We start from the raw sequence: 17,943 nt of genomic DNA on the forward strand, positions 1-17,943 counted from the left end.
ATAGTTATATCTGTAATTGAAGTAATTTTACTCCGGTGCAGATAACAACAGATTATACCAGGGAATTCAGGAAGTTTATCAACGGACAGTATTTGTACACAGGAGTGCGATTAACTGCTGGTGTTGTTATTCCCGCCTTCGTTTTATATCATTTTGATCTGTTATCGGTTTGTATGGCGCTGCCGCTGGGCGCCCTGTGTGTGGGCCTTACCGATGCCCCCGGACCTCCCCATCACCGTAAGAATGGGTTGATAGCAAGTATTCTGATCAATTTTGTCGTGGCGGTGATCACCGGGTACAGCAGGGAATTTCCCTGGCTGATAGGCTTTGAGATCATCGTTTTCGGACTCTTCTTCACGCTTATAGGTATCTATGGCAACCGTATCAGCAGTATTGGCTTGATCGCGTTGCTGGTGTTCATCTTTAATATCGACTCGCATCTTGAAGATCATTCCATCTGGAACGATGCATTGCTTTTCACCGCCGGCGGGGTATGGTATGCACTGCTAAGCCTGCTGTTGTATAGCCTTCGCCCTTTCAGGTTGATCCAGCAGTTGATGGGGGAGTGTTTAATAGATACTGCCGCCTACCTGCGTATAAAAGCTGCCTTCTACAGGAAAAAGCCCGATTTCAATGAACTGAATGCCGATCTGATGCGTTACCAGGTCCTTATTCAGCAGCATCATGCCGACCTGCGGGAAATGCTTTTCAAAACACGCATCATCGTTAATGAATCCACTGCCAAAAGCAGGGTGCTCATGATGATGTTTATGGATAGTATCGACCTGTTGGAAAGGGTGATGACCTCACAACAGGACTATAAAGAATTACATAGAGAGTTCGATGATAATGGTATTCTCGACAAGTATGCAGAAATGATTCTGGCTTTGGGCGATGAGTTGTATGAAATAGGGCTGGCCGTTCAAAGTGGCTTTCCTTCAAAGCCCCGGGTCGATATTTCCGAAATGCTTACACAAACTGTTGACGCTTTTGCCGAACTGCGCAGGCAACACCTCGCTCCGGATACAATAGAAGGGTTGATTAAGTTGCGCCAGATCTTATATAGCATCCAGGACATCACAGAACGCATCAAAAGACTGCACAGCGCTACCACCTACGATAAAAAACTGGCGAGGCAATATAAACAGCAGCGGGTCGATGCCAATGAATTTATTACCCGTTCCGACCTTGATCCTAAATTGTTGCTCAACAACTTTAGCCTGAAATCGGCTAGTTTCAGGCATGCAGCGCGGGTAACGGTAGCATTGCTGGCAGGATATATTATCTCCCTGCTTTTCCCCTTAGGGCATGGCTACTGGATCCTGCTTACTATTATTACCATTGTAAAACCTGCTTATAGTATTTCCAGGCGCAGGAATGTACAGCGTTTGCTGGGTACCTTGCTGGGCGGCGTGCTGGGCGTTGTGGTGCTTAGTTTTATAAAGGAGCCTGCAGTATTGTTCTTCTTTATGATCCTGTCAATGATCATTTCGTATAGTTTCCTGAAGCTGCAGTACCTGGTAAGTTCCGCTGCCATTACCATTTATGTGTTGCTGAGCTTTCATTTTATGAGCCCCTCAGGATATACGGCTGTGTTAACCGACAGGGTAATTGATACTATCATAGGTTCGGCCGTGGCGTTTATCGTGTCGCAGTTTGTATGGCCCAGTTGGGAACATGAACAGGTGGGCAATCTTATGCTGGACGCATTAAAAGCAAACAGGGCTTATTTCGACACGGTAGCCGCCGCCTTTGTTGTACAGCAGCCCGATTTCACTTCCTTAAAAACAGTACGTAAAGATGCCTTTGTGGCACTGGCGAATATGAGCGATAATTTGCAGCGTATGCTAAGTGAGCCCAAAGACAAGCGCCCTAAACTAAAGCATTACCACCAGTTTGTTGCTACCAGCCATATGCTTACTTCTCATATTGCGGCATTGTCCTATTATGCGCAACGCAACGCTTCGCAATATGCTTCCGCCGATTTTCAACCGCTGATTCACCAGATTGATCTCCAGTTCCGCCAGTCTGTTGAAGTATTGCAACATAATACCTCCGTTGAAGTGTTGAACTTATCTGCCAAACTTCCCATAACCAATAAGGTGCAGCAACTGTTGGAAACCCGCCGCAAGGAACTGAAAGCCGGCAACGACGATAGTATTGTAAGTACCCGTAAAATATTGTCTGACATGAAAACGATCACCGATCAGTTTGAGTTGATCAGCACTATTACTGTCGATCAGGTTCGTATTACCCAGAAGATAGTCGCGTAAATAACAATCATAATTCTGCCCTTTACTCATTGTCCGGGTGCTGTTACCCGTTTTTTGCGCTTCCTTCCTCGTCTTCAACCGGCAGCTTCTCCTTGGACAGTTCTTCTTTCAGTAACGCAATCTCCTGCGTAAGCCGCGTCATATTCTTTTGAAGCTTTGAATTAACGATCGATAAATGTAACAGGTATATAAGTATAATAAAGATCATGACCGTGAACACCAGGTTGGGAGCTTCATATACTCCAAATAACCGGGCCATAACCTCGAGGCCGTCACGCCAGAACGAAAACAGCGTAAGTAAAGCCGTACATACCAGCCATACAATGGCATACTCTTCACGCAGCTTGCCTTTTACAATAAGATAGGAAATATAAAAAAGGAATAGCAGGTTTATAGCTATCGTAATAAGCTGTATTCTTACCATTTTATTTTTTTTAATAGTGTCTGATAAAGGAAAAGAACATGGCAATAGTGACTTTTATAAGATAATAAATACTGCCTGCACTACTTATCGATGACGTGCCGCCGGTACGGGCCTGCATCACAACAGCCGTTTCCGCGATCTTAAAACCCGAACGCGCGAATAATACCAGCGATTCCGGCTCAGGGTATTCATCAGGATATACCATTGCCGCTTTATCAATCGCTTTCTTGTCCAGCAGCCTGAACCCCGAGGTCGCATCATAAATAGCGTTCCCTGTAAAAATGCGATTCAGCCAATGAAAATACTGTATGCCCAATCGACGCATAAAAGACGACTGGAATCCTTCATGTAATAAAAAACGGGAGCCTATCACAAGGTTGGCATTTGTCTCTTCCTGCCTTGCCAGCAATTTGGGTATCTCTGAAGGCGGATGTTGCCCGTCGCCATCTACCTGTAAGGCAAAATCAAAACCCTGCTGCTGCGCATAGCGAAAACCTGTTTGCATAGCGCCTCCAATACCAAGGTTTACCGGTAGGTCCAATACCGTAACTCCGGCCGCTTTCGCCACAGAAGCCGTAGCGTCGGCAGAAGCATCGTTAATTACTGCTATCGACAATTGATATCCAGGTATTCGCAGTTGTTTTAAACTGCCCAGTAACGATGGCAGCGAAGTCGCTTCATTGTAACAGGGCACTATGGCCAGTATGGTTTTAGTCATTTGATATGTAGAGCTTTTCCTAAGCAGTTGTTAGCAAACCAGACTAAGCTACGAAAATTACCGACTACTGGGTATTTTTTACCTGATTGAATCTCGGTTTATTTGCAACACAATCCTCCGTTACCCATGATGCCTAAAATCCCCATACAAGCTGCTTGCAGTCATCTGTTGTCTAACGCTTGCCGTATGTTGTTAAAACATTACTGCCTGCCGTCTGCCTGCTGCTGCTTCTTTTCATTGCTTTTTCTGGCTTCGGTTGTCTCCGCTCAGTCCAAAACATTGCTGAACATAAAAGTGCCGCCATCATTGGCGAATGCAAAGAAGATCGACCTTAAATATACAGGATATTATACCCTCGGCTACGATCCGCTTATCGCAGCTCCCTCCATCGAGGCCGTTTCATGGGAGGGCTACTCCGATAAAATTCGTATCACGCTTGTATTAAAGCTGAAGTTCAGCGATGCCACAAAATACACCATCTATCGCGAAGGAAAAGGAAAGGTGAAAGACGTTCCTGGCCCCATCGACGGTACTATGTCGGTCAGCGCCCTCAGTATCAATATTCCGGTATCATTCCGTGGTGCATCCCTTGGTACACAGTCCTTTCACTTCGGCTTTAATAAATTCGGCAATCTCTCGGCTTCTCAATATGTCTATATTTCAAAAGATTTACTTAAGAACTATGACCAGGTAGGTACCGCAACTAAAATCGCTGGCGGAGGTAAAGCGGATATCGCAGGGATCTTTAATGCCATGACTTTTGGAATTCCATCTGTAACGCATTTCGATTATTTTCTTTTTACGGAAGATGCCGTTGCCGAAACAGGCAAAATAGTAGAGGTCGAACTCGCAGCACGCCGCAAGGAAGCAGAGGACAAAAAGAAAGCAGAAGACGAACTGAAGAAAAAGAAAGAAGCCGAAGAAACTGCAAAACGATTGGCGGCCGAAAAACAGGCCGCACAGAAACAAGCCGCGGAAAAAGCTGCAGCCGAAAAACAGGCAGCGGCTTCAAAAACCACAACTGCATCTTCAGGTACTACAGCACTTACCATAGCTGCTTCATCCCCGGCAGCCCGGACTGCTGCGGGAACAACAACTACATCCACCGCATCTGCTCCGGATCTGGGTAAAGGCCCCGATGGCAAATACTACCGTAAAACAGAGAACGGAACATACCAGCAAATAAGCTATGAAGTATACCAGTCACTGAAACAACAAAAAGCCGCTGCCGGCAAATCAGCCGCCACCACCACAACAACCCAGAACAATGCGCAAACCCTGGCTGCTACTCAACAGCAGCTGCAGGCAATGACTAATAACTTTTTCAACCAGCAGGCCGAAATGCAACGCCAGAGCGAACAACGTATCGCGCTCGGTATGCAAAGCTACTATGCAGCCGAGGCGGTACGTAATGGAAAAGACAATCTTAATAACCTTTCCAGGCTTAGCGGCAGCTACAATTCTGTAGAAGAACTCGAAGAAGAATTTAACCAGAAATATTATTCCATCAACTCCGAAGTGGAAAGCCTCAACGAAGCGCGCAACCAGCAACTGCAGGCCTCGTACAATTATTACTATAACAATGGCAGCGAAACCGATAAGGCTATAGGGCAGGCAGCAGTGGCCATTGGCGGATTGATCAATAACATGAGAGCCGAAAAAGAAAAACGGGAAGCCAAAGAAGCCCTGCAGCGACAGCGCGAACAGGCCCGTGCCGAAATAGAAGCCCGTAAAAAAGCAGCCCTGCTCCAGTTACGTAAAACTTTCTTCTCCCAGTTCCCCGATGGTGGCGTGCCCCTTTCTTCGCATACCGTTACCGTTAGTGAACTTCACTTCTTTTCTTACACATTTAACAATGAGCATATCAATCAGGCAACACCAGTGGTTGCCGTTTCAAATGTCTTTCCCATAGCACGTTATGGCGATGGTACCTGGCCCTTTAAAACAGCTGTCGTTAATGATGTAAAGAAAACAGGTGCCCAGGGTGCAGTTACCCTCGTTGGCTATTACGCATCAAAAGAAATGGCCGATCAAATGCGTGCCTCCTTTCTCTCCCTGGCAAAAAAATGCCAGATAAGTGTAAAAGATATTAGCTATAAAGGAAAGAAAGCTGCTGGCGCCGCCGGCGCCGACTTCTGGGGTAACAATACCGGAACTAAAAAACAATCCGATACCGCTTTTGCTGTAACATCCGCCGCCAAAACTACAACCGACGACTTCTGGCAAACAGGAAAAAAACAAACAAAAGACGATAAAGCCCAAAGCGGTACCACAACAAAGCCCGTAAAAAAAGAAGAATTCTGGAATCAATAACCCCTGAGTAAATAGAACGAATATGAAAACTTGGCTGCTCTTATGTCTGCTCGTAGTTTTAGGCTATAATGCCACTGCACAGGCTACCATCGCAAAATTGAAGTACGAAGAAGCTGAAGAAGCTTTTGTGGCAAATGATTACCTCACAACTATCTCTAAGCTCGATGAAACCGAAAAGCTGCTTGGCGCCACCAATCCACGCATCTTATACCTCCGCATCATGGCCCAGGATAAACTTATCAGGTCCGAACTGTTCCTTGATTATGAGATAATAGCCGCCTTCAGGAAAAATTGCAGCACCTACCTCACCAAATACGAATCGGTCTCAGGTATAGAAGAAAAATACAAAGAAGTATATAAAGCATCCGAAACCTATAAACTGATCGATATACCCGAACAGGCACTCGCCAACCTGGCAAAGGCTACAGCTACCACTGCAGACTACGCGCAGCTGGGTGACGCTTATTACAGGTCAGGCAACTATAAAGCTGCCGCAGGCTATTTAAAAACCGCGGCAGCAAAGGGCAATGCCTTTGCCAACGCACTCCTGGGATACATGACCCAGATGGGCTGGGGAGTAACAAAGGATTCCGCAGCAGGCAACCGCCTCATCGAAAAAGCAATGGCAGCCAATCACCCCGATGCCTTTCATACCAGGGCCTTTTCCTATAGAGGCGGAATAGATGGTATGCCTAAAGACTCCTTGATGGCAGTCGAGTACTTCAAAAAAAGCTATCAGGCGGCATTCCCGTTGGCCGACAAAGGGAATCCCGAATACCTCTTCTATGCAGGCAGGGCTTTAATGGATGCAGAAGGTGCAGATACGCTCAACGGCGTGGAATTGATCACCAAAGCAGCCGGCAAAGGCAACATCGACGCGCTCATAAAACTCGGTGAATGCTACCGCGATGGACTATACGTTGATCAGGATTATACCAAAGCCATGCAATTCTTCCAGAAAGCCGCAGCCAAAGGATCTGCTACAGGTATGTATCGTGTGGGTGGCATGTATTTTCGCGGCAACGGTGTCAGCCAGGATTATGGTAAAGCACTGGATTGGTACGAAAAAGCATGTATCGCCGGTAATATCTACGCTCCTTATTCAATCGGGTACCTCTATGCCGAAGGATTGGGGGTTACCAAAGATTGTCCCAAAGCAATTACCTGGTACGAGTTGTCCGGTAAACGCGGGTATTTCAGCGCCTATAACATTATCGGTAACACCTACTATTGGGGAAATTGCGTAACCAAAGACTATAACAAAGCAGCCATTTACTATACCAAAGCGGCAGAAAATGATGTCATTGCTGCCATGAACAACCTGGCTAATGTTTATTATGCCGGCGGTAATGGACTCACCCAAAATTATCCCAAAGCCGCAGAATGGTACCTCAAAGGCGCTGCTAAAAACTATGCGTGGTGTATGTATAACTATGGCAACATGTTGTACAACGGAAATGGAATGGCTGTCGATTACCTCAAAGCTATCGAATGGTATAAAAAAGCCGCCGACCTCGACAATACCGATGCTATGGATAAACTCTATAGCATGTACTACAACGGTATAGGCGTTAAAAAAGATAAAAAAACAGGAGAACAATGGGCCGCGAGATCTGCCGCTCTAAAAGCCAAAAAAGGATAATATAAATCAAAACATAAAAAGAGCTGGTAGTTTTAACTGCCAGCTCTTTCTTGTCTATAGCATATCACAATAGCACATTTATTTACCTGCTGTTATCTACTTCTTATTCAACCTCGCCTCCTCCAGGTCAAGATTGCTTTCCATCAGCCGCAATACCTCGTCATCACATTTTCCGGCATGCTGCATCTCCCTTAGCCCATCACGCCTTAGCGATATCAGCTCCAGCATGATCTTCCGGTACAAGCCCCGCACAGTGCTTAATGCCTGTTTCTTCAACTCCTCATTGCCCGTACTTTCCGATGCCGTCACACTTCTCATCAGTTGCTCCTTTATCCGGCTTATCGTTTCATATTGACTCATCTCCACTGCATAATTCGTATCCAGGTATTGTATAGCCCTTTTCCCTAATTCAATACGTATCGCCTCAATCTGCTCCTCTTCCGGGATATACTCATCAACCTCTTCCACTTTTAGCCATCGTATAAAAAGCGGCAAAGTAAGCCCCTGAAATACAAGCGTCACCAGTATCACCACAAACGTGATGAACAAAATAAGATTGCGGTGCGGGAAAGCAGTCAGCTTATCGTCCAGCGTAAGTGGAATGGCCAATGCCGAAGCCAGCGATACAACCCCGCGCATCCCGGCCCATCCTATAATGAACGGCAGCTTAAGACCAGGGCTTTTTTCCGTTTCCCTTATCCGCTTGCTAAGTAAGCGTGGTACCCACGACGATATATATACAAGTATTATTCTTATTACTATCACCATTGCGCTTATCATCAACGCATAGTAAATAGCCTCATCCAGCGCATATCCCTCCAGCCCATGAACAATTACAGGCAGTTCCAGCCCAATAAGTATAAATACAAAACCATTCAGCAGGAAACCTACCGTAGCCCATACCTCCTGCGTCTGCAACCGCGTATGATAATTCAGGAAGTCACTGGAACGGAACGACAAAAACAATCCCCCGCTTACCACAGCAAGTACGCCCGACCAATGAAACTGCTCCGCTACAATATACATCAGGTACGGCGCCGTTAATGTGATAGGAGTGGTAATGCTCGATGCCTTTATCCAGTAACGCAATATAAGATATAGTATATGTCCTATAACCACGCCAACAAACACGCCCATTACCGCTGCCACCAGGAAGTCAATCACGGCCTGCTGGATGACGAACTGGCTCGTTAGTACCGCCGTCACGGCAAAACGGAATACGGTAAGTGAAGCCGCATCATTCACCAGGCTCTCACCCTCCAGTATCGTGGTGCCCCGCTTAGGAACCTCCATCCCTTTCAAAACAGAGGTAGCCGCCACAGCATCAGGAGGCGAAATAATGCCTCCAAGTAAAAACCCCAACGCCAGCGTGAACCCCGGAATAATATGTACCGAAAAATAAGCGATGGCCAGTGAAGTGAATAATACCAGCCCAAACCCAAGACTCAGCACAGGTCGCCGCCACTTCCACAACTGGTGCCACGATGAATACCAGGCTGCTTCAAACAATAACGGCGGCAGGAATATCAGGAACACCAGGTCCGGATCTACATTCAAATGCGGTAGCCCCGGTATAAAGCTGATCCCCAATCCACCCATCACCAGGAAAATAGGGTAGGAGATCTTCAGCCGCTGGCTCAACATATATAACATCGCCATTATAAAAAACAAGGCCAGTATCAATAATAAATTATGATGTATCAACAGTGAGGTTTTGAATGAGTGATTAATATAAAAATAACCAATCCTATGCTAATGGCTGTTTATTGATCCTCGTATCCCTATAAGAAAACAGTGTCTGCGTATTTATTACCCAAAGCATATATCTTTGCTGATTGAATAAATAAATTTCATCATGAAATACCTGTCAACTGTAGGCTTACTGATCCTTTCCAATGCCTTTATGACACTCGCATGGTATGGCCATCTCAAATTCTTTGGCAAAAACGGCCACAGCAGTACACCCTTATGGGCCATCATATTGCTTAGCTGGGGACTGGCTTTCTTTGAATACTGCTTCCAGGTGCCGGCCAACAGGATAGGCTTCGAAGAAACAGGAGGTCCCTTCTCCCTCGTTCAGCTGAAAGTCCTGCAGGAAGTCATCACCCTCATCATTTTTATGATCTTCTCCCTCATAGTATTTAAAAACATCCGCTTCACCACCAACCATTTCATAGGATTTGGATTCCTGGTCGTAGCAGTCTATTTTATATTCAAAAAATAAATTTAGAGGTGGTGTTTTAGTTTATTCAGCGTTTTCTATCTTTACAATAAGGTGCTGAATTTCAGTATTCTGCAACACTTCTCGGCTTCTCATATTGCTACCTTTATATCAGTGAGATAACATTTTAATAGACTAAAAAATAGACTAGTTAGTTGTTGCCTCTCACACTGATTTGCAAAAAGGGGAAAACCCGCAGAGATTTATTAAAAAGACTTTTACACCAACATTTGACGTATCTGCCCTTGCAGAGCAGGAAGTTAGTCTCATAAAACAAGCAACCATTAATACAGATGTATTTTTCCAGTTCGATGACTTTATAAAGTTCAAACAGCGCAAGGTGGGGCCTGGTATGATAAACACATATGAGAATATAAAATCTTGCTTGGAAGCCTACGAGATACATAAGAAAAAAAAAGCTGACCTTCCAGGCTTTTGATATGGACTTCGGAGATGATTTTATAGACTTTCTTACTTATGATTATACAAATCGCCGAGCCAAAAAGAATCCTGAATATGGGCTAAAAGTAAATACTATCCGATTATATGTAAATTTCCTTCGCTGTTTTCTCAATAATAGAATGCGTAAGGGGAATTACAATTTTAGGGTAAGCTAGGGCTATAATGCAGGACGTTGTTAAACCGTACTTTCAGCATCACTACTTTATTTTTACGAGGCTTAATGGTTGTGGAAACCATATCTGGGTGGTAAGCAATGCTAACGTGATAAGAGATGTCGCGCCAAAACTTGGGCGACATCTCGTTTTTGTATTCATTATCTACTAGTGTTGTGCGATCATTTTTTGATCACTCCAATCTTCGCCATCAAAAAAATGAATATATAAAAATGGTAATAAAATAATTTGCATAAATTATATTAATATATTTGACCGCTTTATTCTTTAACCTAAACTCAAATCCTAATGAAAAGTGCATTCACTTCATTCTCCCACCGCTTCCTACTATTTATAACTGTTATTTTTACATTATTGATTGCTTCCTGTAAGAAGTCTGAGCGGGAGATGTCGCTTCGATCAGAATTATTCGTATACAGCGGAGATAAACAGTCACTTAAAGCCCTCTCCGAAGATTTAACTGTATTGGATTTACAGTTTCATTTTGTTGACAGCCTAGAAAAAGGTGGAACAATAGACTGGAATAGCTATTTTATAACTGGCTCGCTGGCCGATACAACTTGTGATTATGCATTTGCTGTCAGGCAGGGTGAGGTATTAGAGAATATTATCCTTGCCACACGCTCAAAAAATCAAAAATTCATTAAAGGAAGGGTTATAAACTTCAAAAATCTTTCGAAACTGGAGTCTCCATTCAGGATTGCAAAAATCTTCCAATGCTACGAAAAAGTAGGTTATAAAATCCCAACATCGGTTACTTCGTTTATTGAAAAAGATTCGACTCTATCAGTTAATGCAAGTAAAAGCAACAGGGCTTGTTCAAAAGCAGGTTTAAATACACGTTCAACCTCATGCGCTCTGTTTTTTAGCGCGGGTTATTACCTGCAAATAGTGCCTGGAACCTGTCCGGATATTTTTTTAGTACAAGACGCAATACAATCTTATGTTATTGAACAACTCCGTCTGGAATTATCGAATATCTACCAGGCGAACTTTAATGTATCCGTAATCCCTAACCTGTATACACAAATAGACGGCCCTTCGGATCTTGTATCTCTTATAGACGAATATTTCCTTAGGACAACTATCAGTAATATAATGCAGAACTACGTCCAGCAATATTGGGCAAATTGCAATATATACCAGTTGTATTTAACAGATTTGAGGATACTGGGGACGAGTTGTGACAATCAAGGTGGTGGTCCGGCTGATCCACCAACTACCCCGGAAGAACACGGCCAACTTATATCAATTGAAGAGGAAGAGGAAACAGATACCTATTTGCAAGAACAAGGTTTTTTGGAAGACGGTATTTCTTATGAGAGAATTAAATATAGATATAATGCACAGATCCTTCGCCTTTCAAACTCGGATTTTGTAGATCGTGTCATCATGTATCCTATCACTGCCGATCCAATTCAATCAGTTTACAAAGATCGATATGGTCGTTCTGTAACTCGAAACCTGACCTTGTTTAATCATGTAAATACCTATTCTATTATGCCTTTTGATAGAAGATTTGTCGAGCTTCATTGGACATGTTTAGTTATTGCGAGGTACATTTATTCAAACGGTGACGTAACGACTCGTCAATGGCCTATTACTAAAGATGCCGTAATGTAACTTTGTTCAATAAATGAAATCCTTATGGCAAAAAAAACATTGGGCGACGCGGGTTGCATCCAGGAAATGGTCATCGAGATATCCAATTTACTGGATCACCGAAAAAGTGAGATCGAGTTTATTTCGAACTTTTACCTAATCAAGCTTTTTTGGCAGATCGGGAAAGAAATCGGCAAATTGAACAATGCCGACTTTAGTCCAGAGAAAGCTCATATAGCTTTCCGCAAAATAGAGGAAGTGCTCATTAATAAATATGGACATTTTTTTAAATCCTACCACTTGCATGAGATGGATCTTTTTGCTCGTATATTTTCGAATGAAGATTTGATTAACAGGATAGCTTACTATTTGGACTGGCCATTAATCTCAGTTATGCTACAATTGAAAACCGAGCAGCAATGGACTTCCTTTATCATGGATGCAATCGAGGCCAAAATGAGTAGAGCCGCGCTGCTTTCAGCGAACACTTTACCACAGAAAGAGTCTTTGGAAATGCACACTTCCTCTGACAAAGCCATAGACCAGGAAAAACTCTTGTCTTTATTCCCTACAAAATTCTATAATGGGAAAAAACGACATATTGATAGTCTATATACCGGCCACTACAGGTATGAATTCAAAGAACTTTTAGGTGTCCACACTACTTCAGGCAACCCCGGAATCGGTGTGGGAAACCTGGAATTAAATATCCTTAAATTGATCGACGCCTTCAAATGTTCACTAAGTAGAGAAGTCAACAGCATGTTTAACGTCTCTTTTTGGGATGTAGGACGTCTGCTTGACAAGAGGCTGAATGCAATCAAAAGTCAAACCGATAGACAGGGCTATCTGGAAGAATTCTCTTTGGTATTTGAGCAGAAATGGGGAGCTAAAATAGGATGCGGGTCAAATATATACAGTATGTTATGTTATTACCAAATCCTGGGTGAGACGGATATGGCTTTTCAGGTCGCATGTCTGGTGAATTGGGAGCAGCTACAAGAGCTTTTCCACCTGCATGATCCTGAGATGATTCATTTATGCGCAAGGATGTTAGCGCGTGGCGATATTGATTTGTTTTCAATACGTCAATATATTAGTCATGGTTTTCCTGAAGAAGTGCTTAATCAGGAAAGGGCCTTGCTGCAAATGCTGACACCTCCAAATACGCCTTCCGAAATCGTCCATACTGAGCGCAAAGGCAATTCAATAATCACTATCAAGGAACGCATTTTGAAAACGGATGAGGATATTATCAATAAACAATTCTATGTGGATGTATTCAGTAATACTTTTTTCACGGAATTTATGAAGTCGGGTATTAAAGCGTAGGAAAACTCAGGCAAAACACCTAATATCCAAATAAGAAGAGCCTTTTTCATTTCCGCGCCTTATGCGTGGCGTACGCACCTGGCCCTTTCCAAAACCATACTTTACCCATAACCATACACCCCGTCTGTCCTCATAGTTCCAAAACCATACAGGTATATTATGAAGTTTGCTTGGGTTTATCGCCTAAATTTGATCTTGTCCAGGGATGCAAACAATGATTTTAGTTTGCCGACAAAATATTAAAATTCCAAAAGAAGAGCTATGTCAACAGTTACATTTAAAGGAAACCCGGTAAACACATCCGGTTCCCTTCCGGCAGTAGGTACCAATGCAGCAGAATTTACACTTACAGGCGGCGACCTCTCCGAAAAAAGCCTCGCTGATTTTAAAGGAAAGAATCTCATCCTCAACATCTTCCCAAGTGTGAACACAGGCGTTTGCGCCCAGTCTGTTCGCAAATTCAACCAGGAAGCAGCAGGCCTCGACAATACCGTCGTGCTTTGCGTATCAAAAGACCTTCCCTTTGCTCAGGCCCAGTTCTGCGGCGCAGAAGGTATCAGCAACGTGGTAATGCTGTCCGATTTCAGAACCGACTTCGGTAACCAGTATGGCGTCCTCCTTACCGATGGCCCCTTGCGTGGACTCCTTAGCCGCGCCATCGTTGTCATCAACCCGGAAGGAAAGATCGTTTACGAAGAACAGGTCCCCGAAATCGCTCAGGAACCCGACTACGCCAGCGCGTTGAAGGTTATTAAAGGATAACTAACTATTCAGGCTGTACCTCACACCGGTACAGCCTGATTTTACTTCCGCTTTTGCCGTCAGCCAAAACAACTCTTACGAAGCAGGCATCAAAGTGTTTACAAACGCAACAGACAATGGAAAGGTTGCCTCCTTCTCAACTGCTGCCTCCCAGTCGCTTATTTGCTTCTTATAGGCCGCTTCGCCTGCCTTTAGTAGTAGTCCAACCCTGTCATATAAAACAGTTGCAGCCTCCATCGGCACACCAAAATCAGCATCATATCTTGCGCCGCAATAAGCCTTCTTTAAAATAGAAAACAGTTCCTCTTCCTGCGGAGTATTCACCGGAAAAACACGCTGCAATCCAGTCCTGCCAGATCCAGTAAAGGCGCTAAACGGCTGATGTTATGAGAAAGAGGCCGGTAACCAGTAACGGCCTTCACCAAAGCCAGCGCCGTTTGCTCTACGGCCTGGTGAAGCAAGAAAGCCTCGAGCTCCCAATTCCCTGCTCCTTTGTAATACTCAGCCCCTTTATAAAAGCCGAATGCTCTTGGATAAACCAACGTCCACACCTCTTTCGCAAGGTTGATACAACGGTATAACGAACAATCATATTGATAGCTATGAAGCGGTGCCCCGGAATCCAAAACCATCCAGCCATATTTACTTACCAGGTTAAAAAAGTGCGATCCCTCACTAATAGCGGCGTTAACTCCCGTCACCCTATGTATAATATAATTAGCGCGAACATGCGGCAACCTTATCTTATCCAGCAGCGTTAAAACATCCTCATCTTTAAACGGGTTAGTCTTGCCCTTGATAATAAGAATATCAAAAGCTATTTCGTCCTTCAGCATTTGGGCGCCGGAAAACACCTGCCACCGCTGAACATTCAAACGCTTGTAACCATAGCAAATAATCTTTTCAGGAAAAACGGCCTTCGCAATCGCGTCGGCCAGTTCTTTCAACCGCTGCCGTTCAGTGGAAGAAAGAAAGTCAAATGTGTTTTGCATAAAATTAATTGAATCATTCCCGGTGCCTTGCAAAGCGCCGGATAAAATATTGTTGGCAATAAACAGTCTGGGAAACGTCAGGGCGCAGACCTACGTACTATTACAGTACAAGCAGTAATGAAAGTGGTGCATATACTTACATTTAAGGTTACAACAAAATGTAAGTCTCAAAGAACGAAGGCAGGAAATACAAATAGGATTGGAACCTGCCTCGCCCTACCGACCGCAGGCTCTGACAAAGCCAACCGCCCGAAGGCGGGTCCAACGGTAAGGACAAAAGCAGGCCCAATCCTATTTGCAAGCACAATATAGGAATTGAGGCCCACTCTGCTCACCGAGAATTGTCAGATTCGTAACGTGAGACTTCTTCGAGCCAAAAAGACCCTAAATAGGGTTAATTATCTAGGAAGCGTATTCCCGGAAAACGAATTAAAAGCAATGTGGAGTTACAAAAAAACTCACCCATTTATAATCAGATTTCTTTATGTCTACTCTTTTCCGCATCGAATAAATATGCAGAGGCTAATTGAGCTTAATATATTATCAGGTGTTGATGACGCTCCAAGAGGCTTTAGGCTCATTACCCAGGAACAACTATATTTGATCTTAAAGGAGACGCAAAGCGATGAAAGTTTTATTATCCATTAAGCCGGAATTTGCTGATAAGATATTTGATGGTAAGAAAAAATTTGAATTCCGCAGGGCTATTTTTAAGCGAAACGATATAAAAACAGTTGTTGTTTACGCATCTTCGCCGGTGCAGAAAGTTATTGGTGAGTTTGAAATCGAGTCAATAATAAAAGGCAATCTGGTTGAGTTATGGGAAACCACCAAAGCCTATGCAGGCATAGATGAACAGTATTTTTACAAGTATTTTGCAGATCGCAACTCAGGCTTCGCTATCAAAATTAAGCAAGCAAAAAAATATAAACTGCCTTTATCTTTGAAAGAGAATTTTAATGTTGTCCCTCCTCAGTCATTTGTTTATCTATAATCTTTCCTATCTATGCCTCAATATTTTGCCTCCACTATCCCAACCACGATCCTTTTCTAACCGGCTAGTCGATTCTTGTCCCTTATACCAGGGGGTAATAACGACATCTTTTTAAAAAGTACCCAACCATCTACACTTCTTTCAAAAAAAAATAACCAACTTAAAGCGCTATCATTATTTCAATACATCCGAATAATTATATTTCCGGAAAATTTACTGAGTGGCAAAACAAGGCGGTCCTTTCATCTTCGAAAAAACATTCGGCTGCGTCTCTTTGTACAAGAGAGGTGGGATAGGGCTTGCCCGTTGCAAAAGCAACCTCACTGCCCAACGCTGGCGTAAAGATCCTGCTTTCGCAGGCAGCCGTAAAAGTGCCGGTGAACTCGGCGCTGCGGCAGCCATCGCCAGTCCGTTTTACAATGCTTTGCCACAAGGCATCCGCGTATTCAGCCTGTATCACCAGCTAGTAGGCCTCGCTAAAAAGCTGCTGGCTGCAGGTGCACCTATTGATGATATAGAACAAACCCTGGCCCTGGCAGTGATCCGCCTGCGCAAAATGGAAATAACCGCCAATGCAAACCAGGCCGGCCAAAAACACGCTGGTCAAAACCTCCTTAGCCAAAAACAGGTTCAAAAAACTTCAACACCGTCACGCATAACAGCAGCACCAGGAAGCACAAAACCTGCGGCTCCCTCCGTCAAAGTACTGCTCTCTCACAAAGTAGTGCAGTCTCCCGGAACCCCTCCATTATACAAAGAGTCGCATTCCGCACATATAAGTCGCCACAAGTCCTTATGTCGACGAACCGCCGGCAGGAGCGCCTCAGTTGCCGCTCTCCTGCCACAGCGCCTCAACACCATAGCAGCTTATAAAGGTTTTAAGATAACCAGGGCTTTCCCTTGCCCATACCTCAAAAATGTCTGCTTTCTGGCCCGGGAAACAAACGCTGTCACCTCAAAAAATAGCGCCAATACCCGCACCAGTCATAAAATCGTGTTTCCTGCAGGCGTTTCATAGCCACACATCCCGGATAATCTTCATCTACGAAGAAATACGCTTTAAACATGAACGATAAAGCTACTCAGGAACTACTGAAGAGCCACTATGAACTATCTTCACCAGAGCCCCATCAATCCCGTCTTACCCGTTACGGCACCCGCTTGTGCGCAACAGCCTTAACCCATTTCTTCCCCTCGCAAACCGCACAAACCGCAGCACTGCCCGCTATCTTTTGCGTATTGCCACAACGTGTACAGGCATATACATCCGTTTCCACTATAGTCGTCACCTGCTTATCAAACTCATGCGGCAAAATGGATAACCCCGGCTTTACCGCCTCATCGGCAAAATAAAACACACTTAACTCCCCCGATAGCTCAAGATAAGCCCGGTCTACCTGGCCCAGCTGCGAAACGCCCTTTAGCCGCAACTCCGAGAAAAACTCATCCTGGGCAAGATCTTCCTTTTTAAAACTATCTATACAAAACTTCCCGTCCTCGATCAGGCAAACGGTTTTGCCCTCTATCAGTTGCTCCACCTTCTTCGATTTCGCAGTTAAATAAGTAGTGAAACGATAAAACGTAATCACAGCAACAAATACGGCCACTGCCGATAATAACCCCACCTCTTGATAGAACATAGGATCACCAGCCGCCGACCCCAGCCCTATAATAACCACTAGCTCAAATACACTCAGTTGTCTTACCCCTCTTTTCCCCATTAACCTTAACCCAATCAGTACAACGATATACATCACCAGTGTCCTGAGTAATATCTCGGGCAGAAACCAATGATCCTGGTCCCCGAATAACAATTTGTTCAACGCCGAAGGTTGGGCCTGCGAAATATCTCCTAGTGTCATATTATTTGATATCAATGCATTAACAGTGTAAGTGCAATCTTTGTTGCAAACAGCAAGCCGATCTTTACAATCCACGTAAATCAGCTCCCGTATTATTACATAGTCTTGTTACCGGCAGAACAGCAACCTCCCCGGAAAGCCTGCACACAAAAAAACATCGTAAAAAGTGTAAA

General features: G+C 44.1%; 16 protein-coding genes. 10 read left to right on the forward strand and 6 right to left on the reverse strand.

Annotated features, from left to right (window positions below; genetic code table 11):
* Positions 1-35: 35 nt before the first annotated feature.
* Entirely contained in the window at positions 36-2,273 is a 2,238-nt protein-coding gene (locus ESB13_RS00315) for an FUSC family membrane protein (RefSeq protein ID WP_220399519.1), read from the forward strand.
* 43 nt (positions 2,274-2,316) lie between these two features.
* On the opposite strand, the gene ESB13_RS00320 is transcribed toward ESB13_RS00315, so the two are convergent.
* Entirely contained in the window at positions 2,317-2,697 is a 381-nt protein-coding gene (locus tag ESB13_RS00320) for a DUF2304 domain-containing protein (RefSeq protein ID WP_129001057.1), read from the reverse strand.
* A 10-nt stretch (positions 2,698-2,707) separates the two neighbouring features.
* Positions 2,708-3,415 carry a glycosyltransferase family 2 protein gene (locus ESB13_RS00325; RefSeq protein WP_129001058.1) on the reverse strand — a complete coding sequence of 236 codons (708 nt, stop codon included), beginning with the start codon at positions 3,413-3,415 and terminating at the stop codon, positions 2,708-2,710.
* 186 nt (positions 3,416-3,601) lie between these two features.
* Here ESB13_RS00325 and ESB13_RS00330 point away from each other — a divergent pair, with 186 nt between their 5' ends.
* Both ESB13_RS00330 and ESB13_RS00335 read left to right on the forward strand, forming a co-directional pair.
* Positions 3,602-5,728: an ATP synthase subunit B family protein gene (locus ESB13_RS00330; RefSeq protein WP_129001059.1), complete on the forward strand. Its 2,127-nt coding sequence runs from the start codon at positions 3,602-3,604 to the stop codon at positions 5,726-5,728.
* 22 nt (positions 5,729-5,750) lie between these two features.
* Positions 5,751-7,370 (forward strand): tetratricopeptide repeat protein, encoded by a 1,620-nt coding sequence (locus ESB13_RS00335; protein WP_129001060.1) that lies wholly within the window; start codon positions 5,751-5,753, stop codon positions 7,368-7,370.
* A 96-nt stretch (positions 7,371-7,466) separates the two neighbouring features.
* Here the strand turns inward: ESB13_RS00335 and ESB13_RS00340 are convergent, their stop codons facing one another.
* A complete protein-coding gene (locus ESB13_RS00340; RefSeq protein ID WP_129001061.1) occupies positions 7,467-9,074 on the reverse strand; it encodes a Na+/H+ antiporter in 1,608 nt (535 codons plus the stop codon).
* A 151-nt stretch (positions 9,075-9,225) separates the two neighbouring features.
* On the opposite strand from ESB13_RS00340, the gene ESB13_RS00345 reads away from it, so the two are divergent.
* From ESB13_RS00345 to tpx, 5 genes are all read left to right on the forward strand, one after another.
* Positions 9,226-9,594, forward strand: coding sequence for a DMT family protein (locus tag ESB13_RS00345; RefSeq protein WP_129001062.1), 369 nt, complete (start codon positions 9,226-9,228; stop codon positions 9,592-9,594).
* A gap of 401 nt (positions 9,595-9,995) precedes the next feature.
* Positions 9,996-10,208, forward strand: coding sequence for a phage integrase SAM-like domain-containing protein (locus ESB13_RS24250; protein WP_407920862.1), 213 nt, complete (start codon positions 9,996-9,998; stop codon positions 10,206-10,208).
* Positions 10,209-10,514: 306 nt separating this feature from the next.
* Entirely contained in the window at positions 10,515-11,849 is a 1,335-nt protein-coding gene (locus ESB13_RS00350; RefSeq protein WP_129001063.1) for a hypothetical protein, read from the forward strand.
* Positions 11,850-11,873: 24 nt separating this feature from the next.
* The gene (locus tag ESB13_RS00355; RefSeq protein WP_129001064.1) at positions 11,874-13,160 is read left to right on the forward strand and encodes a DUF1016 N-terminal domain-containing protein; all 1,287 of its coding nucleotides are present in this window, start codon (positions 11,874-11,876) and stop codon (positions 13,158-13,160) included.
* A gap of 261 nt (positions 13,161-13,421) precedes the next feature.
* Positions 13,422-13,922 carry a thiol peroxidase gene (gene tpx / locus ESB13_RS00360; RefSeq protein WP_129001065.1) on the forward strand — a complete coding sequence of 167 codons (501 nt, stop codon included), beginning with the start codon at positions 13,422-13,424 and terminating at the stop codon, positions 13,920-13,922.
* 75 nt (positions 13,923-13,997) lie between these two features.
* Here the strand turns inward: tpx and ESB13_RS00365 are convergent, their stop codons facing one another.
* Together ESB13_RS00365 and ESB13_RS00370 are read right to left on the reverse strand one after the other, a co-directional pair.
* Positions 13,998-14,264: a hypothetical protein gene (locus ESB13_RS00365; protein WP_129001066.1), complete on the reverse strand. Its 267-nt coding sequence runs from the start codon at positions 14,262-14,264 to the stop codon at positions 13,998-14,000.
* Positions 14,243-14,914 carry a HEPN domain-containing protein gene (locus ESB13_RS00370; RefSeq protein ID WP_129001067.1) on the reverse strand — a complete coding sequence of 224 codons (672 nt, stop codon included), beginning with the start codon at positions 14,912-14,914 and terminating at the stop codon, positions 14,243-14,245. The genes ESB13_RS00365 and ESB13_RS00370 overlap by 22 nt, the downstream gene beginning before the upstream one ends.
* A gap of 625 nt (positions 14,915-15,539) precedes the next feature.
* On the opposite strand from ESB13_RS00370, the gene ESB13_RS00375 reads away from it, so the two are divergent.
* Together ESB13_RS00375 and ESB13_RS00380 are read left to right on the forward strand one after the other, a co-directional pair.
* A complete protein-coding gene (locus tag ESB13_RS00375; RefSeq protein WP_129001068.1) occupies positions 15,540-15,908 on the forward strand; it encodes an ASCH domain-containing protein in 369 nt (122 codons plus the stop codon).
* A 220-nt stretch (positions 15,909-16,128) separates the two neighbouring features.
* The gene (locus ESB13_RS00380) at positions 16,129-16,926 is read left to right on the forward strand and encodes a hypothetical protein (protein WP_129001069.1); all 798 of its coding nucleotides are present in this window, start codon (positions 16,129-16,131) and stop codon (positions 16,924-16,926) included.
* Positions 16,927-17,056: 130 nt separating this feature from the next.
* Here ESB13_RS00380 and ESB13_RS00385 read toward each other — a convergent pair whose 3' ends face one another.
* A complete protein-coding gene (locus tag ESB13_RS00385; RefSeq protein ID WP_129001070.1) occupies positions 17,057-17,770 on the reverse strand; it encodes a DUF421 domain-containing protein in 714 nt (237 codons plus the stop codon).
* Positions 17,771-17,943 lie beyond the last annotated feature (173 nt).

Source organism: Filimonas effusa (assembly GCF_004118675.1).
GTDB lineage: Bacteria > Bacteroidota > Bacteroidia > Chitinophagales > Chitinophagaceae > Filimonas > Filimonas effusa.